This window comes from Citrobacter sp. CK198 (assembly GCF_030333295.1).
GTDB lineage: Bacteria > Pseudomonadota > Gammaproteobacteria > Enterobacterales > Enterobacteriaceae > Citrobacter_B > Citrobacter_B koseri.
This window is the reverse complement of record NZ_JAOWGE010000031.1, coordinates 413,566-430,279: the sequence shown is the minus strand read 5'-3', so window position 1 is coordinate 430,279 and position 16,714 is coordinate 413,566. Positions and strand designations below refer to the sequence as shown.

The 16,714-nt window shown below is 54.5% G+C and carries 20 protein-coding genes; 13 read left to right on the top strand and 7 right to left on the bottom strand.

Annotated elements, in window-relative coordinates; translation table 11 throughout:
• The first annotated feature begins 34 nt into the window (after positions 1–34).
• The 8 genes from dmsB to clcB all read left to right on the top strand — a co-directional run bounded on the left by dmsB (position 35) and on the right by clcB (position 7,372).
• Positions 35–652, top strand: coding sequence for a dimethylsulfoxide reductase iron-sulfur subunit DmsB (gene dmsB / locus OGY62_RS14500; protein ID WP_012132456.1), 618 nt, complete (start codon positions 35–37; stop codon positions 650–652).
• Position 653: 1 nt separating this feature from the next.
• Positions 654–1,511: a dimethyl sulfoxide reductase anchor subunit family protein gene (locus tag OGY62_RS14495; protein WP_112002426.1), complete on the top strand. Its 858-nt coding sequence runs from the start codon at positions 654–656 to the stop codon at positions 1,509–1,511.
• Positions 1,512–1,552: 41 nt separating this feature from the next.
• Positions 1,553–2,167: a Tat proofreading chaperone DmsD gene (gene dmsD, locus OGY62_RS14490; protein ID WP_024130349.1), complete on the top strand. Its 615-nt coding sequence runs from the start codon at positions 1,553–1,555 to the stop codon at positions 2,165–2,167.
• A gap of 305 nt (positions 2,168–2,472) precedes the next feature.
• Complete coding sequence (gene osmY / locus OGY62_RS14485) at positions 2,473–3,183, top strand: osmoprotectant ABC transporter permease OsmY (RefSeq protein ID WP_012132459.1); 711 nt, start codon at positions 2,473–2,475, stop codon at positions 3,181–3,183.
• 27 nt (positions 3,184–3,210) lie between these two features.
• Complete coding sequence (osmX, locus tag OGY62_RS14480) at positions 3,211–4,113, top strand: osmoprotectant ABC transporter substrate-binding protein OsmX (protein WP_130028382.1); 903 nt, start codon at positions 3,211–3,213, stop codon at positions 4,111–4,113.
• 9 nt (positions 4,114–4,122) lie between these two features.
• Positions 4,123–4,770 carry an osmoprotectant ABC transporter permease OsmW gene (gene osmW, locus OGY62_RS14475; protein WP_012132461.1) on the top strand — a complete coding sequence of 216 codons (648 nt, stop codon included), beginning with the start codon at positions 4,123–4,125 and terminating at the stop codon, positions 4,768–4,770.
• Entirely contained in the window at positions 4,770–5,918 is a 1,149-nt protein-coding gene (osmV, locus tag OGY62_RS14470) for an osmoprotectant ABC transporter ATP-binding protein OsmV (protein ID WP_047457187.1), read from the top strand. Before osmW ends, osmV begins: the two co-directional genes overlap by 1 nt.
• Before the next feature lie 164 nt (positions 5,919–6,082).
• The gene (gene clcB / locus OGY62_RS14465) at positions 6,083–7,372 is read left to right on the top strand and encodes a voltage-gated ClC-type chloride channel ClcB (protein ID WP_048902388.1); all 1,290 of its coding nucleotides are present in this window, start codon (positions 6,083–6,085) and stop codon (positions 7,370–7,372) included.
• Here the strand turns inward: clcB and bioD are convergent.
• The 3 genes from bioD to ynfL form a co-directional block, all read right to left on the bottom strand.
• Positions 7,328–8,023: a dethiobiotin synthase gene (gene bioD, locus OGY62_RS14460; protein ID WP_024130350.1), complete on the bottom strand. Its 696-nt coding sequence runs from the start codon at positions 8,021–8,023 to the stop codon at positions 7,328–7,330. The genes clcB and bioD overlap by 45 nt on opposite strands.
• 125 nt (positions 8,024–8,148) lie before the next feature.
• Positions 8,149–9,369, bottom strand: coding sequence for a sugar metabolism global transcriptional regulator Mlc (mlc, locus tag OGY62_RS14455; RefSeq protein WP_012132466.1), 1,221 nt, complete (start codon positions 9,367–9,369; stop codon positions 8,149–8,151).
• A gap of 128 nt (positions 9,370–9,497) precedes the next feature.
• Complete coding sequence (gene ynfL, locus OGY62_RS14450) at positions 9,498–10,397, bottom strand: multidrug efflux transcriptional activator YnfL/SxtR(Kp) (protein WP_012132468.1); 900 nt, start codon at positions 10,395–10,397, stop codon at positions 9,498–9,500.
• 120 nt (positions 10,398–10,517) lie between these two features.
• Between ynfL and ynfM the strand changes: the two genes are divergently transcribed.
• Positions 10,518–11,771, top strand: coding sequence for a multidrug efflux MFS transporter YnfM/SxtP(Kp) (gene ynfM, locus OGY62_RS14445; protein WP_012132469.1), 1,254 nt, complete (start codon positions 10,518–10,520; stop codon positions 11,769–11,771).
• A gap of 57 nt (positions 11,772–11,828) precedes the next feature.
• On the opposite strand, the gene OGY62_RS14440 is transcribed toward ynfM, so the two are convergent.
• Both OGY62_RS14440 and OGY62_RS14435 read right to left on the bottom strand, forming a co-directional pair.
• The gene (locus OGY62_RS14440) at positions 11,829–11,921 is read right to left on the bottom strand and encodes a KPN_01571 family protein (RefSeq protein ID WP_208855431.1); all 93 of its coding nucleotides are present in this window, start codon (positions 11,919–11,921) and stop codon (positions 11,829–11,831) included.
• A gap of 133 nt (positions 11,922–12,054) precedes the next feature.
• The gene (locus OGY62_RS14435; protein ID WP_248623292.1) at positions 12,055–12,744 is read right to left on the bottom strand and encodes a CPBP family intramembrane glutamic endopeptidase; all 690 of its coding nucleotides are present in this window, start codon (positions 12,742–12,744) and stop codon (positions 12,055–12,057) included.
• A 175-nt stretch (positions 12,745–12,919) separates the two neighbouring features.
• Between OGY62_RS14435 and OGY62_RS14430 the strand changes: the two genes are divergently transcribed.
• From OGY62_RS14430 to OGY62_RS14420, 4 genes are all read left to right on the top strand, one after another.
• Entirely contained in the window at positions 12,920–14,410 is a 1,491-nt protein-coding gene (locus OGY62_RS14430; RefSeq protein WP_024130351.1) for a carboxypeptidase M32, read from the top strand.
• A 160-nt stretch (positions 14,411–14,570) separates the two neighbouring features.
• A complete protein-coding gene (asr, locus tag OGY62_RS14425; RefSeq protein WP_047457204.1) occupies positions 14,571–14,834 on the top strand; it encodes an acid resistance repetitive basic protein Asr in 264 nt (87 codons plus the stop codon).
• A gap of 88 nt (positions 14,835–14,922) precedes the next feature.
• Entirely contained in the window at positions 14,923–15,003 is an 81-nt protein-coding gene (gene ydgU, locus OGY62_RS23410) for a small membrane protein YdgU (protein ID WP_455549893.1), read from the top strand.
• 101 nt (positions 15,004–15,104) lie between these two features.
• Entirely contained in the window at positions 15,105–15,923 is an 819-nt protein-coding gene (locus tag OGY62_RS14420) for a trypsin-like serine peptidase (protein ID WP_047457207.1), read from the top strand.
• A gap of 45 nt (positions 15,924–15,968) precedes the next feature.
• On the opposite strand, the gene mdtI is transcribed toward OGY62_RS14420, so the two are convergent.
• Together mdtI and mdtJ are read right to left on the bottom strand one after the other, a co-directional pair.
• The gene (gene mdtI / locus OGY62_RS14415; RefSeq protein WP_200053639.1) at positions 15,969–16,298 is read right to left on the bottom strand and encodes a multidrug/spermidine efflux SMR transporter subunit MdtI; all 330 of its coding nucleotides are present in this window, start codon (positions 16,296–16,298) and stop codon (positions 15,969–15,971) included.
• Entirely contained in the window at positions 16,285–16,647 is a 363-nt protein-coding gene (gene mdtJ, locus OGY62_RS14410) for a multidrug/spermidine efflux SMR transporter subunit MdtJ (RefSeq protein ID WP_012132479.1), read from the bottom strand. The genes mdtI and mdtJ overlap by 14 nt, the downstream gene beginning before the upstream one ends.
• Positions 16,648–16,714: the final 67 nt, after the last annotated feature.

Below are 16,714 nucleotides of genomic sequence, written 5' to 3'. Positions count from 1 at the left end.
CTCGTTCAGGTTGAGAAGGTATAAGGAGTAACCGATGACAACCCAATATGGATTTTTTATTGACTCCAGTCGTTGCACCGGTTGCAAAACCTGCGAACTGGCCTGCAAAGACTACAAAGATTTAACCCCGGACGTCAGCTTCCGCCGCATCTATGAATATGCGGGCGGCGACTGGCAGGAGGATAACGGCGTCTGGCACCAGAACGTCTTTGCCTACTATCTTTCCATTTCCTGCAACCACTGCGAAGACCCGGCCTGCACGAAAGTGTGCCCGAGCGGCGCGATGCACAAACGCGAGGACGGCTTTGTGGTGGTGGATGAGGACGTCTGCATCGGCTGTCGCTACTGCCATATGGCCTGCCCATACGGTGCGCCGCAGTATAACGCCGCCAAAGGCCACATGACCAAATGCGACGGCTGTCATGACCGCGTTGCCGACGGCAAAAAACCGATCTGCGTCGAGTCCTGCCCGCTGCGCGCGCTGGACTTTGGCCCGATAGAAGAGCTGCGGAAGAAACATGGCACGCTGGCGGCAGTTGCGCCGCTGCCGGGCGCGCACTTCACCAGACCGAACATTGTGATTAAACCCAACGCCAACAGCCGCCCGACCGGGGATACCACGGGTTATCTGGCAAATCCGAAGGAGGTATAAAATGGGAAATGGATGGCATGAATGGCCGCTGGTGCTGTTTACGGTGTTCGGTCAATGCGTTGTCGGCGCATTGATTGTCAGCGGTCTGGGCTGGTTTGCGGCGAAAGACGATGCGGCCAGCAGACAGCGTATTGTGCGCGGTATGTTCTTTTTATGGGTCGTCATGGGGCTGGGTTTTCTGGCGTCGATCATGCACCTCGGCTCGCCGTTCCGCGCGTTTAACTCGCTTAACCGGGTAGGCGCTTCCGCGCTGAGTAATGAAATTGCCGCTGGCTCTGTCTTTTTTGCCGTAGGCGGTTTCTGGTGGCTGGTGGCTGTGCTCGGCAAAATGCCGGAAGCACTGGGCAAAATCTGGCTGCTGGTCAGCATGGTACTCGGGGTGGTATTTGTCTGGGCAATGACGCGAGTCTATCAGATCGATACCGTTCCTACCTGGTATAATGGCTACACGACGCTGGCATTCTTCCTGACGGTGTTCCTGAGCGGGCCGCTATTTGCGGCGCTGATATTGCGCGCCGCGCGCGCCAGATTCAACGGCACGACGTTCGCAAGCATCAGCGTGCTGGCGCTGTTAGTCTGCGTGGCCGTAATCATCATGCAAGGCATGTCGCTTGGGGCAATCCACAGCTCCGTGCAACAGGCGAGCGCGCTGGTTCCAGACTATGGCCGCTTACAGGTCTGGCGCGTAGTGCTGCTTGCTGCCGGGCTGGGTTGCTGGATATGCCCGTTGGTGCGCCGCAAAGAACCGCACGTCGCCGGATTGTTGCTGGGGTTAATCCTGGTGCTTGGCGGCGAAATCATAGGTCGCGGATTGTTTTACGGCCTGCATATGACCGTCGGAATGGCCATTGCAGGTTAACTTACGTGTGCGGGGAAACCCGCACCTTTCAGGATGGTTTCATGACTTCTTTTTCACAACGTGACGATTTTTCTATGGCTGCACGCGTGCTGGGCGCGTTGTTTTATTATGCGCCAGACAGTACCGAAGCCGCCCCGTTGGTTTCAGCGTTAAAAACCGACGGCTGGCAGGCGCAGTGGCCTCTTTCACCGGAGGTTCTGGCGCCGATTGCGGCGGTTTTTCAGGCCGACATCGAGGAGCCGCTCCCGCAAGCCTGGCAACGTCTGTTTGTCGGTCCCTGGGCGCTTCCGTCGCCTCCCTGGGGATCGGTCTGGCTGGACCGTGAAAGCGTGTTGTTTGGCGAGTCTACGCTGGCATTACGCCAGTGGATGCGGGACAACGGCATCCAGTTTGAGATCCAGCAAAATGAACCGGAAGATCATTTTGGTTCCCTGCTGCTGTTGGCTGCCTGGCTTGCGGAAAATGGCCGTCATAGCGAATGCGAACAACTGCTGGCCTGGCATCTGTTGCCGTGGTCTGCGCGCTTCCTGGCGGTTTTCATCGAAGGCGCAAACCATCCATTTTACCAGGCGGCAGGTGAGCTGGCACAGCAAACGCTGGCGCAGTGGCAGTCTCAGTTGCTGATCCCCGTCGCCGTAAAACCGCTGTTTCGCTAACGCTTTTTCAGGCAGGGTACGCCCTGCCTTTATCGTCAAAAACCGGTTGTTTCCCCTTCTCGATAAGTGACAACGTCACTTTACCTTTCCATTTTTAAGACAATTCTTCACATTCGCGCACATCCTTCGCCCTGTAAGGGCAAATGAGCAACGGGCATGCATAGCCTGCTAATTTAAATACCTGTCTCGCTGGAATCCTTCCCGACGTGTTGCTATAGCTCAAAACACCCTGCCGCTACATGGCATAACAACACGCAACGTCTCTTTCGTTGCCATAACGCATGCAAACAGGGAGACACACCGCAATGCACACCTTTACGTTAAAACGCGTGCTCGGGTTTACTGGCGCGATCGCTCTTGTGCTGGCGCTGCTGGTTTGGGGAGTGGGTCTGGAAACCATTAAAGCGCGTCAGGTTGATCTGCTTTATTTGGGCAAACAGCATTTACTCCTCGTCTTTACCTCCATGTTCTTCGCCTTAGTTATCGGTATTCCCAGCGGCATTTTACTGAGCCGTCCGGCAGCCAAAGGATTCGCCGAATACGTAATGCAGCTCTTTAATGTAGGCAATACTCTGCCGCCTCTGGCCGTACTGGCACTGGCGATGGTGATTATCGGCATTGGCGACGTTCCGGCAATTTTCGCGCTGTTCCTCGCCTCGCTCCTTCCTGTCGTGCGCAATACCTACGCCGGGCTTTGTTCTGTTCCCGCCTCCCTGATTGAAGCCGCGAACGGCATCGGTATGACGAAATGGCAGCGTCTGCGTCAGGTTGAGCTGCCCAATGCCTGGCCGGTGATGCTTGCTGGGATTCGGATCGCGACGGCGATTAATGTGGGTACGGCCCCGCTGGCGTTCCTGATTGGGGCCAGCAGCTACGGCGAACTGATTTTCCCCGGCATTTACCTCAATGACTTCCCGACGCTGATTCTGGGCGCAACGGCAACCGCTCTGGTGGCGCTGATTCTCGACAGCCTGCTTGCCCTGCTTGGCCGCATCCTCAGTCCGCATACGGCCTGATACAACGATAAGAATAAGGAGCGCTGAATGACATTAAAAAAACATCTGCTGGGATGGCTTGCCGCCGCGTTGCTCGTTACCGGACAGGCTCAGGCGGCCCCGTTGATCCTTGCAACCAAAGGTTTTACCGAACAACACATCCTTTCCGCCATGACCGTGCAGTACCTGCAAAAAAAGGGTTTTCAGGTTCAGCCGCGCACCAACATTGCGGCGGTGATTTCACGTAATGCCATGGTGAATAAGCAGATTGATATCACCTGGGAATACACCGGCACGTCCCTGATCATTTTTAACCACATTGATAAACGGATGAGCCCGCAGGAATCCTACGATACCGTCAAACGCCTGGATGCAAAGCTCGGACTGGTATGGCTAAACCCGGCGAATATGAATAACACCTACGCGTTCGCCATGCAGCGTAAACGCGCCGAGGCAGAGAACATCAACACCCTGTCGGAAATGGTGGCGAAAATCGAACACATCCGCCAGACCGACCCTGACAATAACTGGATGTTAGGTCTCGACCTTGAGTTTTCCGGGCGCAGCGACGGGATGAAGCCGTTGCAGGATGCCTACCAGATGCAGCTTGACCGTCCGCAGATTCGGCAAATGGACCCGGGTCTGGTCTATAACGCCGTGCGCGACGGCTTTGTGGACGCCGGTCTGGTGTATACCACGGATGGCCGGGTGAAGGGTTTTGACCTCAAGGTGCTGGAAGATGATAAAGGCTTCTTCCCAGGTTACGCTGTCACGCCTGTCGTCCGTAAAGAGATACTGGATGCCCATCCGGGGCTGGATGATGCGCTGAATACCCTTTCCGGGCTGCTCAATAACGACGTCATCTCGACGCTTAATGCACAGGTCGACATCGATCACCAGTCCCCCCAGCAGGTTGCGCGCACATTCCTGCAACAAAACGGTCTGCTGTAAGGAGCGCTTATGGATACGATTCATTACATGATGGATAACGCGGGTTATCTGACGAGCCTCACTCTTCAGCATTTGTGGCTGGTTGCGCTGGCCGTCGGTCTGGCGATTATCATTGGCGTGCCGCTGGGCATTCTGATTGTTCGTCATAAATGGCTGGCTACGCCGGTGTTAGGGGCGGCGACGCTGCTGCTCACTATCCCCTCCATCGCATTATTTGGTTTGATGATCCCGCTGTTTTCGCTGATCGGTCAGGGGATTGGCGCCCTTCCCGCAATTACCGCCGTTTTTCTTTACTCGCTGCTGCCGATTGTGCGCAACACGCACACCGCGCTCGACAGTTTACCGCCGGGCTTGCGCGAAGCGGGACGCGGAATTGGCATGACGTTCTGGCAGCGTCTGCGCTGGGTAGAAATTCCGATGGCCCTGCCGGTGATTTTTGGCGGGATTCGCACTGCCGTCGTCATGAATATCGGCGTGATGGCCATCGCCGCCGTTATTGGCGCTGGCGGCCTGGGGTTACTGTTACTGAACGGCATCGGCGGGAGTGATATCCGCATGTTAATCGCCGGTGCGCTGATGATTTGTCTGTTGGCCATTGTGCTCGACTGGTTGCTGCATCGCCTGCAAGTCGTACTGACACCTAAGGGGATACGATAATGATAAAACTGGAAAACCTCACCAAACGCTTTTCACAGAAGAATGGCCAACCGCTTAACGCCGTTGATAACATCAATCTGAACGTGCCGGAAGGTGAAATGTGCGTGCTGCTTGGGCCGTCAGGCTGCGGCAAGACCACCACCCTGAAGATGATCAACCGGCTGATCGCGCCCAGCAGCGGCAATATTTTCATTAACGGACAAAACACCAGTGCGATGGATACCGTCACGCTACGGCGCAACATTGGCTATGTGATCCAGCAAATTGGCCTGTTTCCCAACATGACCATCGAAGAGAACATCACGGTTGTCCCGCGTATGCTGGGCTGGGATAAAACCCGCTGCAAACGTCGCGCGGAAGAGTTAATGGACATGGTGGCAATGGATGCGAAAAAGTTTCTGCATCGCTACCCGAAAGAGATGTCTGGCGGTCAACAACAGCGCATCGGCGTGATCCGCGCGCTGGCGGCCGATCCCCCGGTGCTGTTGATGGATGAACCTTTCGGTGCGGTGGACCCGATTAACCGCGAGGTGATTCAGAATCAGTTTCTTGATATGCAGCGAGCGCTGAAAAAGACGGTGATGCTGGTCAGCCATGATATCGATGAAGCGCTAAAGCTGGGCGACAGGATTGCCGTATTCCGCCAGGGCCGCATTATACAGTGCGCCAGCCCGGATGAATTGCTGGCAAAACCGGCGAATGAATTCGTCGGCTCATTTGTCGGTCAGGATCGTACGCTAAAACGTCTTCTGCTGGTTTCGGCGGGCGACGTAACCGACCAACAACCCACCCTGACCGCCCGCACCGCCACCTCGCTGGCAGAGGCGTTCGGCATCATGGACGATAATGATATTCGCGCGATCACCGTTGTCGACAGCGACGGCAAGCCGCTTGGCTTTGTGAAGCGTCGTGAAGCCAGAAACGCCAACGGCACCTGCGCGGATATAATCCACCCGTTTCGCGTCACCGGAAAAGCGGAAGACAACCTGCGTATTGTGCTGTCGAAACTGTACGAGAGTAACACCAGCTGGATGCCTATTGTCGATGAGGAAGGACGCTATAACGGCGAAATCTCGCAGGATTACATTGCCGATTATCTCAGTTCAGGCCGCACCCGTCGGGCGCTGAATATTCACGAAAGTAGCTAAACGCCGGATGGCAGCTACGCTTTACCTGGCCTACGGAGCACATTCTTGTCGGGCCGGTAAGCGAAGCGCCATCGGGCAGTTCCCCCTGCGCACGCAGTGCTTTTGCGTCCCGCGCTGTTTACCCGCAAAATAGACACTCCTGAAAATGCCTGTGTGGTCTGCCCATGCACCGCCTACATACATACCCTGACCTGCGAGCGATGTTTCGCCGCCTGTTAATCGCGACAATAATTGGCATCCTTGCCGCACTGGCGGTAGCCGGGTTTCGTCACGCCATGCTGGTGCTGGAATGGCTTTTTTTACGTAACGATACGGGAAGCCTGGTGAATGCCGCGACAAACCTTTCTCCCTGGCGACGACTGATCACCCCCGCCGTGGGCGGCCTCGCGGCAGGTGCGCTGCTCTGGGGCTGGCAGAAAATGAATCAACAACGCCCCCATGCCCCCACCGACTACATGGAAGCCCTGCAAACAGATGGGCAATTCGATTACGGGGCAAGTCTGGTGAAGTCCCTTGCTTCGCTGCTGGTCGTCGCCAGCGGTAGCGCCATCGGGCGCGAAGGGGCCATGATCTTACTGGCAGCGCTGGCGGCATCCTGTTTTGCTCAGCGTTGCACCCCGCGTGAAGAGTGGAAATTGTGGATCGCCTGCGGCGCTGCGGCAGGGATGGCCAGCGCGTATCACGCCCCGCTGGCGGGCAGCCTCTTTATCGCGGAAATCCTGTTTGGCACGCTGATGCTGGCGTCGCTGGGCCCCGTTGTGATTTCCGCCGTCGTGGCATTACTGACCACCCATTTGCTCAGCGGCGGTAATGCCCTGCTCTATACGGTTCACCTGTCACTGGATTTACATGTGCGGGAATATGCGATGATTATCAGCACCGGGCTGGTGGCTGGCGTCTGCGGGCCGCTGTTTATGTGGTTAATGACCACCACTCATAACGGTTTTATTCGGCTGAAATTATCGCCTCCGTGGCAACTGGCGCTGGGCGGATTCATCGTTGGCTTACTATCCCTGCTGACGCCGGCCGTCTGGGGAAATGGCTACAGCGTCGTGCAGTCATTTTTGCTCTCCCCGCCGCTGCTCTCCGTTATCGCCGGGATCTTCATCTGCAAATTACTCGCCGTACTCGCCAGCAGCGGTTCCGGTGCGCCCGGCGGCGTCTTTACCCCCACGCTGTTCATCGGCTTGTCGATTGGTATGTTATACGGTCGGATGTGGGGATTCTGGCTTCCGGGAGCGGATGAGATGGCAATATTGCTGGGATTAACAGGAATGGCGACGCTGCTGGCGGCAACAACACACGCGCCGATGATGTCGACGCTGATGATCTGTGAAATGACCGGGGAGTATCGGCTACTCCCCGGATTACTGATTGCCTGCGTGGTGGCGTCGGTCTTATCGCGAACGTTACGCGAGGACTCGGTCTACCGACAGCACACTGCCGAGCATTGACAGACGGATATATTGCCCCAGTTCGCGTTGTTCGGCACGCGGCAAATAAGGCAGTTCGCCAATCAGCGGCGCAGGCAGTTTTTTGCTTAACACATCAATGATTTCGGCATAATGCGCCAGTCCGGGATTGATACGGTTCGCCACCCAGCCGATCAGCGGTAATCCGTCATTGGCGATAGCCTGTGCGGTCAGCAGCGCATGGTTAATGCAGCCTTCCTGAATCCCCACCACCATCAGCACCGGTAACTGCTCCTGCACGACCCATTCAGATAACGGACGCAGGTCGTTCATCAGGCTGCGCCAGCCGCCGGTGCCTTCCACCACGACGTGGTCAACCTTTTCGCTCAGGCTGGCAAGCCCGTTAGATAACAGGGTGTAATTGATCGGACAGCTATGCGCCACGCTGCTTTCGTCTTCGCTCAGCGCAATCGGATTGATCGCCTCATAAGGCAGCTCAATAGAAGAGACGCTCTGCAACACCAGCGCATCTTTATTGCGCATGCCTTCCGGCGTCTCTTTGCTGCCTTTCGCAACGGGTTTATAACCTGCGACGCTTTTGTTCCCTGACGCTAACGCTTGTAGTAATGCGCGGGAAACCACTGTCTTCCCAACAGAAGTGTCTGTACCTGTAATAAAGAAACGCTTCAGCATCACTAACTCCACCGTTATGCTTCGAAAATATAAGCCAGGAAAATAATACAGTGGAGAAAGTCTAAGGTATGACAATCGCGATCAGCTTGCGTTAGCGCAAATTTTCGTACGACAGTTAAAAAATGTTAACCCTGTAATAGACGAATCAACAAAGAACCGTTATACATCGCGTCTTTTACCAGTGCGGCGCCCGCCATTGTCCCTTGATTGGAAAACTGCGTGCTTTCGACGGCGATATGTTTGCTATACGCCGGCAGCGCCTGTTGACGGATGCTGTCCGCAATTGCCGGAAAAAGGATTTCCGCCGCTTTGCTCAGCGGCGAACCGATCAGAATTTTTTGCGGATTAAATAAATTCACCATGATCGCCAGAATGCGGCCAACATGCATCCCGACGCCGCTAATGATATCTTTCGCCAGCAAATCCCCCTGCACCGCCGCCTGGCACAGCGAATCTACCGTCAGCGGCTGCCCATGCAGCGAAGAACTCATTGACTGATTGAGTCGCAGCTGCGCCAGTTCAAGCACGCTGTCCACGCTGGCGATCGTTTCCAGACAGCCGTGGTTCCCGCAGTAACAACGTTTACCGTAGGGGTCGACCTGCGTATGGCCGATCTCCACCAGACTGCTGCTGCCCGCATGCAGTAAGTGGCCGTCGGTAATCACGCCAGCCCCAACGTTGTGATCAATCACCACCTGAATAACATCTCGCGCGCCGCGCGATGCGCCAAAAAGCGCCTCGGCCATCGTCCAGGCGCTGATATCATGCTGAATATAGACCGGTACGCCGGTGTGGTGTTCGAGGGTTTCCCCCAGCGGCATCTCTTTGACATCGTCGTAAAACGGCATGCGGTGCACAATGCCATTCTCAGTATCAATAATACCGGGTAAGGTGATGGCGATAGAGGTCAGGCGTTCGAGTTTTTGCTGGTGACGGATAAAAAACTGATCGACCATAAAAATGATGCGTTCAAGCAGCGGAGTCTCAGAAACCAGCGGTAGCTCAAGGCACTCCTCCACCACCAGCTTGCTGCTCAGGTCACGCAGGGCGAGAAAAATCTCGCCACGGCTGATACGAATAGACAAATAGTGCCAGGCCTCGGTTTCCACCACCAGCCCGACCGCCGGGCGACCTCGGCTTCCCGCCTCTTTGATCTCCAGCTCCTGAACTAAATGCGCTTCGAGCATTTCGCGAACAATTTTAGTGATACTGGCAGGCGCCAGTTGCGCCAGACGAGAAAGATCAATTCGCGACACGGGGCCCAGCTGATCAATCAGGCGATATACCGCGCCAGCATTGGTCTGCTTGATTTGATCGATATGCCCTGGCTGACTATCAGCAACCACCTCTGACTCCCTTTATTTTCGCGCTCCGAAATAATCTGTGGGCTATGGTGAATGACTTCAATAGTTGTCGTCAACTTTTTACTTAGCCGTGTGATTTACTGCACATTTTCATCCCTTTTTAAACTAAATTAAGCGCGCTTTGCGGCCGTTAAAAGTTGATGGCGAAATCGTTGCGCAGCGTGACTTTGTTCATGATGTTTCGGCCATACCAGCCACATTTCCGACACGGCGTCCGCTTCGGCAATGGGCACCCAACGCATTTCATCAAGCTGTACCCGTTTAAACGAGGCGGGCAGGATCGACACCCCCAGTCCTGCGGCTACCAGCCCGATAATTGTCATCGCCTCTCCAACCTCCTGAGTAATCGCCGGAGTGAGATGGTAACGGCGCATCAGGCCGAGAATATCGTCATACAACCCCGTTCCGACATGCGGATCAAAAAAGACAAACGGTTCTTTCGCCAGCTCCGCCAGCGTCACGACCGGCTTTTGCGCCAGCGGATGTTCACGGGGGATCATCGCCAGCAACGGTTCATGCAGAATCACTTCCCAGTCCAGCGTATCCGGCAATGAGGTATTGCGCAGTAACCCCATATCCAACGCGCCTTCATTAAGCGGCGCAATCTGCTCGCGAGTGTTCATTTCACGGGTCTGCATATGCACATCCGGGTAGTCCTGGCGAAACAGAGATAGCGTATCCGAGACGGCTTTAATAAACGGCGCGGATGAGGTGAAGCCAATGCGCAGCTCGCCGGTCTCCCCCTGATGCAAGCGTTCCGCGCGGGCGGCGGCCTCATTCACCAGCCCAAGGATCTGCCGACTGTCTGCCAGAAACTGCTTACCCGCCGCCGTCAGCGCAACGCTCCGGTTGGTTCGCGCCAGCAGCCGTGCGCCAATCTGCTGCTCAAGGGTCTGGATCTGCTGGCTTAGCGGGGGTTGAGAGATATTCAGCCGCGCAGCCGCCCGGCCAAAATGCAACTCTTCCGCAACCGCCACAAAGTAGCGTAGATGACGAAGTTCAATATTCATATTTTATAAATATTATTTGAGATTATTAATATATTAGACAGAATATTTTGATTTTCCTACTCTTAGCACTGAGGTCATACCCGTCACCATAATCACGGGGATGTTGAGCAAGGATTTCAAGTGAGTCGTATTACTGCTGTCGACACCGCAACGGCGAGCGATGTTGATGAACACATTATTTCCCAGCCGGTTCAATATATAAAACGTGGTACATCCCAGTTTATGCGCGTTACGCTGGCGCTATTCTCCGCCGGGCTGGCGACGTTCGCCCTTCTCTATTGCGTACAACCGATACTGCCTGTGCTGTCCCATGAATTTGGCGTCTCTCCCGCCAGCAGCAGTATCTCGCTTTCCATCTCCACCGGCATGTTAGCCATCGGGCTGCTGTTTACCGGCCCGTTGTCCGACGCGATCGGCCGCAAACCTGTAATGGTGACGGCGCTGCTGCTGGCCTCCTGCTGTACGCTGCTTTCCACCATGATGACCAGCTGGCATGGCATTTTAATCATGCGCGCGCTGATAGGCCTGTCGTTGAGCGGCGTCGCTGCGGTAGGCATGACCTATTTAAGTGAAGAGATCCATCCTAGTTTCGTCGCCTTCTCAATGGGGTTGTACATTAGCGGCAACTCGATTGGCGGCATGAGCGGGCGTCTGATCAGCGGCGTATTTACCGACTTTTTTAACTGGCGCATCGCACTGGCGGCAATCGGCTGTTTCGCGCTGGCGTCCGCATTGATGTTCTGGAAAATTTTGCCGGAATCCCGCCATTTCCGACCGACTTCATTACGCCCCAAAACGCTGTTCATCAACTTCCGCCTTCACTGGCGCGACAGGGGCCTGCCGCTGTTATTCGCAGAAGGCTTTTTGTTAATGGGGTCGTTTGTCACGCTATTTAACTATATTGGCTATCGATTGATGCTTTCGCCCTGGGAACTCAGCCAGGCCATCGTGGGGCTTTTATCGGTGGCTTATCTGACGGGCACCTGGAGCTCACCTAAAGCAGGCGCCATGACGACGCGTTATGGGCGCGGGCCGGTGATGTTGTTCTCAACCGGCGTGATGTTGTTCGGGCTGTTAATGACGCTGTTCACGTCGCTATGGCTGATTTTCGCCGGAATGCTGCTCTTCTCCGCCGGATTCTTTGCCGCGCATTCGGTGGCAAGCAGCTGGATTGGCCCACGCGCGAAACGCGCCAAAGGCCAGGCATCGTCCCTGTATCTCTTCAGCTATTACCTGGGTTCCAGCATTGCCGGGACGTTAGGCGGGGTATTCTGGCACAGCTATGGCTGGAACGGTGTGGGCGGGTTTATCGCGCTGATGCTGCTTCTGGCGCTGCTGGTTGGCTCCCGCCTGCATCATCGTCTGCACGTTTGATAAAGAGAAGCCCGGGTCGAGCCCGGGCATTCTTTACAGCTCAACCAGCGCTTTGGATTACCACAATCCCAGGATGGAAGAAGCCCCCATCAATTCCCTGACGGCATCCAGTGCCAGAAGAGCAAAGATAACCCAGATAATTGGATTCATCATGCTGTGTGTATTTATTTTTATTGTTGAGGTTTGACTTTACCCCGCGCGATAGCCAAAAGCGAGACCGGAAGATAAAACTACCTGTAATGGTGGGCAACACTGACGATATCGCTTCCGAATGCCGTAAATATCACCCGGAGGATAATAAGACCTGAAAGCCATATTGTATCCCGATCACCGTCGCATTCATTAATATATGCAGGGTAACAGGCATTAATAACCCTTTAGATTTGACTCTGGCGACAATAAGCACCTGCGATATTAAAAATAACATCAATAATGTTCTGATATCGGCGTACTGCGTATGCATCAGCGCAAACAGCGTTGAAACGGCAAGCGACGTCGCCCACACCTTATCATTGAACCAGTACTGAAAGGCGTTGAACAGACACCCTCTGAAGACGATTTCCTCGTAGACCGGGACGAGGAAAATCAGTGACAGGTTGGTCAGCCAGAAAGCGTAGTTATGCAATGAAACCTGCGTCATGACCCACGCTTCTGTTTTTCTCATCCCCAACATAGCAGGTAAAAGAAACTGGATGATCAGAATGGCGCCAAACAAAATAACAAACCACTTTACGCTCAATGTGCCTTTTCCCAGACCGTCTCTTTTTCTAAAAAAGAGATAATACAGCGGGACCAGAATAAGAAACTCCAGCACAAACATCAGCGGTAAAAGTAACCCACTTTCCATTAATTGCGCACTGCGGGTAAAAAACAGTGGCGTAAATGTAATGCCAAACATCAGCATAAACATAGAAAAGCAGCCTGATACTGCTTTTGTCCTGACAATATAGGCGTTATTGATTTCCTGTTGCATCCCTGTTCCCTGTTAATATTTCACCAGTGTGCTTCACGACACCGCCATTTATGATAAGAAGTATCATTATCACTTACAACCTACCAACATTTCTGCCATCGTTGCCATCAGCGCATAAACATGTATGAATCAGGGTAAACTCCTCACATTCGCAGAACACGACGGGAACACAACAATGTCCAACAAGAGCCACTACCAACAACTCACCCGCACTTTCCAGCGCCTCTCCCGCTTTTCGCATCTCTCCGCTATCGCCAGTTGGGATATGTTCACCATGATGCCTCCCGGTGGAAGCACCGCGCGAGGCGAAGCGCTGGCCGAGCTGAACGTGCTGGAACATCAGTTACTGACAGACCCGAAGGTTGCGCAGTGGATAGCCGCCGCCGGGCAGGAAGATTTGAACGATGTTGAGCAGGCGAACCTGCGTGAAATGGCGAGGCGGCACCATCAGGCGGCCCTGCTGCCTGAGTCACTGGTGGAGGCGAAATCGCTGGCGGGGAGCCGGTGTGAACACGCATGGCGGAGTCAGCGTCCGGCGAATGACTGGCAAGGATTTGCGCAGAATCTGAAAGAGGTTGTGAAATACAGCCGTGAAGAGGCAAAACTTCGCGCCGAAGCTAAAGGATGTTCGCCCTACGATGCCCTGCTGGATATATTTGAGCCCGATATGACCAGCGCCCAACTGGATGTTCTGTTTGCGGATGTCAAAACCTGGCTTCCCGATTTGTTAAACCGCGCGGTGTCAAAACAGTCGCATCAGCCACTGATTGCGCCGGTCGGCCCGTTCCCGACGGCGCTACAGCGTGAACTGGGACTGGAAACCATGTCGCAGTTAGGGTTTGATTTTAACGCCGGTCGGCTGGACATCAGCGCCCACCCGTTTTGCGGCGGCGTGCCGGAAGATGTGCGCATCACCACGCGCTATGATGAAAATGAATTACTCAGCGCGCTCTTTGGCGTGATCCACGAAACGGGGCACGCCCGCTATGAACAGAATCTGCCCCACGCCTGGCAGGGTCAGCCGATCGCATTTGCCCGCTCCACGGCCATCCATGAATCCCAGAGTCTGTTTTTCGAGATGCAACTGGGCCGCAGCACGGCGTTCCTCAAACGGCTCATTCCCGCCGTTAAACGTCATTTTGGCGATCAGCCCGCTTTTGAAGAAGCGAATTTCATTGCCTGGAATCAGCGGGTGAAACCGGGCTTTATCCGCGTGGATGCCGACGAAGTGAGTTATCCTGCCCATGTTATCTTGCGCTATGACATTGAACAGGCGCTGATTAACGGCGACATCGAAGTGGATGATATTCCCGCGCTGTGGGATGAAAAAATGCAGGCCTGGCTGGGGCTGTCAACCGTGGGAGATTACCGTAACGGCTGTATGCAGGACATCCACTGGACCGACGGCGGCTTTGGCTACTTCCCGTCTTATACGCTGGGCGCCATGTATGCCGCACAGCTGTTTAGCGCTGCCCGTCGCGCATTGCCGGATCTGCATAATCAGATTGCGCAAGGCGATCTCAGCGCCTTGTTTGACTGGCTGCGACAAAATATCTGGCAGCACGGCAGTCGCTTTACTACCGCGCAGCTGATCGCTCAGGCCACCGGAGAACCGTTGAGCAGCCGTTACTTCCGGGCGCATCTGGAATCACGCTATTTGTCATGATATCTCTTGTTTGCCCGATAGCGTCAATCTGTCGGGCCGGTTGTACATACCGTTACACACCGATACCAATGACTCACGGAAGCCCTCGATTTACAGCGATATAGTGATTTCACCGGCCCCGCAGTGGGGTTGAATAAAAAACCAAATCGAGGGTATCAGAATGAAAAAAGTATTAGCTCTGGTTGTTGCCGCTGCTATGGGTCTGTCTTCTGCTGCATTTGCTGCTGAAACGGCAACGTCCACGACGGCTCCGGCTGCGGCACCCGCTAAAACCGCACCGGCAAAAACCACGCATCACAAAAAACACCACAAAGCAGCAGCGACTCAGAAAGCGCCTGAACAAAAAGCGCAGGCAGCGAAAAAACACACCAAAAAAGCGGTAAAACATACTGCGGCTAAACCGGCAGCTAAACCGGCGGCATAAGGCACTGGCGAGTTCTATGGCGCTCCCCCGCGCCATAACACACGGCGCTAAATCATCGGGTTTAGCGCCGTTTCTTCGGAGGGTTAACGTGTTTCGTTACCGCTTTGAGTTGATTCTCACCATGCTTATATTATGCGCCCTTATTGCCACGCATTTTTATATTTCCTGAGTGTAGTTATCTGATTTTACTCCCACTTTCCTGCCGTCACGTCTATAGTATTCACTGAGGGTTTGCTTTTAATAATCATAATTACCCACACAGAGTGTGATATGCATAAAACCATTGCGGTATTACTGGGCGTAATTTGTCTTTCCCCTGTTGTTGCTCATGCGGATGAGGCTGATACCACCACGGATACCCGTGAAGCCAAAACGTTATTTTTTGACCATGACGATCGGGTCAAGGTTGAAGATCCGACGCAGTCGCCGTGGGACGCTATTGGTCAACTGGAAACCGCCAGCGGCAACCTGTGTACCGCCACGCTCATTTCATCTCATCTGGCGCTCACCGCCGGACACTGCTTGTTAACGCCGCCGAAAGGGAAGCCAGATAAAGCCGTGGCTTTGCGTTTCGTATCGCAAAAAGGTCTCTGGCGTTATGAAATTCACGGTATTGAAGGTCGGGTCGATCCGTCGCTGGGAAAGCGCTTAAAGCCTGATGGCGATGGCTGGATTGTCCCTCCGGCCGCCGCGCCGTGGGATTTTGGTTTGATTGTGTTGCGTTATCCGCCGTCCGGCATTACCCCACTGCCCTTATTTGAAGGCGATAAAGCCGCGCTAACCGCTGCCCTGAAAACCGCCGACCGCAAAGTGACGCAGTCAGGTTACCCGGAAGATCATCTTGATACGCTTTACTCGCATCAGGATTGCCTGATTACCGGCTGGGCGCAAAACGCGGTGCTCTCTCACCAGTGCGACACGCTGCCCGGCGACAGCGGTTCTCCGTTAATGCTGCATACCGACGCTGGCTGGCAGTTGATTGGCGTACAAAGTTCCGCTCCGGCGGCAAAAGATCGCTGGCGGGCTGACAACCGCGCGATTTCCGTCACCGGCTTTCGCGACAAGCTGGAAGCGCTGGCTCAGGAATAGATGATGGTTCCCGTGCGCTGCCCGCCGTAACGGGCAGCATAGCTGTCAGGCCAGTTTTATCATGATCATGCCGATAAGCAGCAATACCACGCCTACCCAGCCTTTGTTGTTCAGACGCTGTCCAAAAAGCACCCACCCGGCTGCCAGCGTGGCGGCGATACCAAATCCGCCCCACAACGCATATGCCACCGAAAGATCAATGCCTTTTACCGCCTGAGAGAGCGCGCTGAAGGCCGCCAGTACCGCGGCCAGCGACAGGATGCCATAGAACTTGCGACGAAAGCCGTCAGAAAACTTCAGGAACACGTTAGCGACGATTTCCAGAACGATCGCCATCGCCAGCCACACGGCATGAACCCACTCAAACTGCGGCATGCGTCGCCTCCTTCGCGGCGTTTACTGGCTTGCGCGTACCCGATTTGATCAGCGCGATCCCGAATACCAGCGTAACCAGACCCGCAATTTTCATGGCCGATAAGGCTTCGTCAAATAACAGCACGCTAAACAGCGTAATAAATAAAATACCGATGCCTTCCCACAAGGCATACGCCACGCCAAGCGCAATTTTTTTTACGGCAAAAGAGAGAAAAATATACGACAGCGTAATCATGACCAGCATTAAAATAAAACCCGTGTTGCCATTGCTTACGCTTGCCCATTTCATCGACAGCGTTCCGGTAATTTCAGCCGCAATGGCAAGGGCTAATAAAATCCAGTAAAACATGGTGCTTCTCCTGCTTGAGAATATAGTCCTTCGGGCCTGCCGCATGCAGCAAACCAAAAAATAAAAT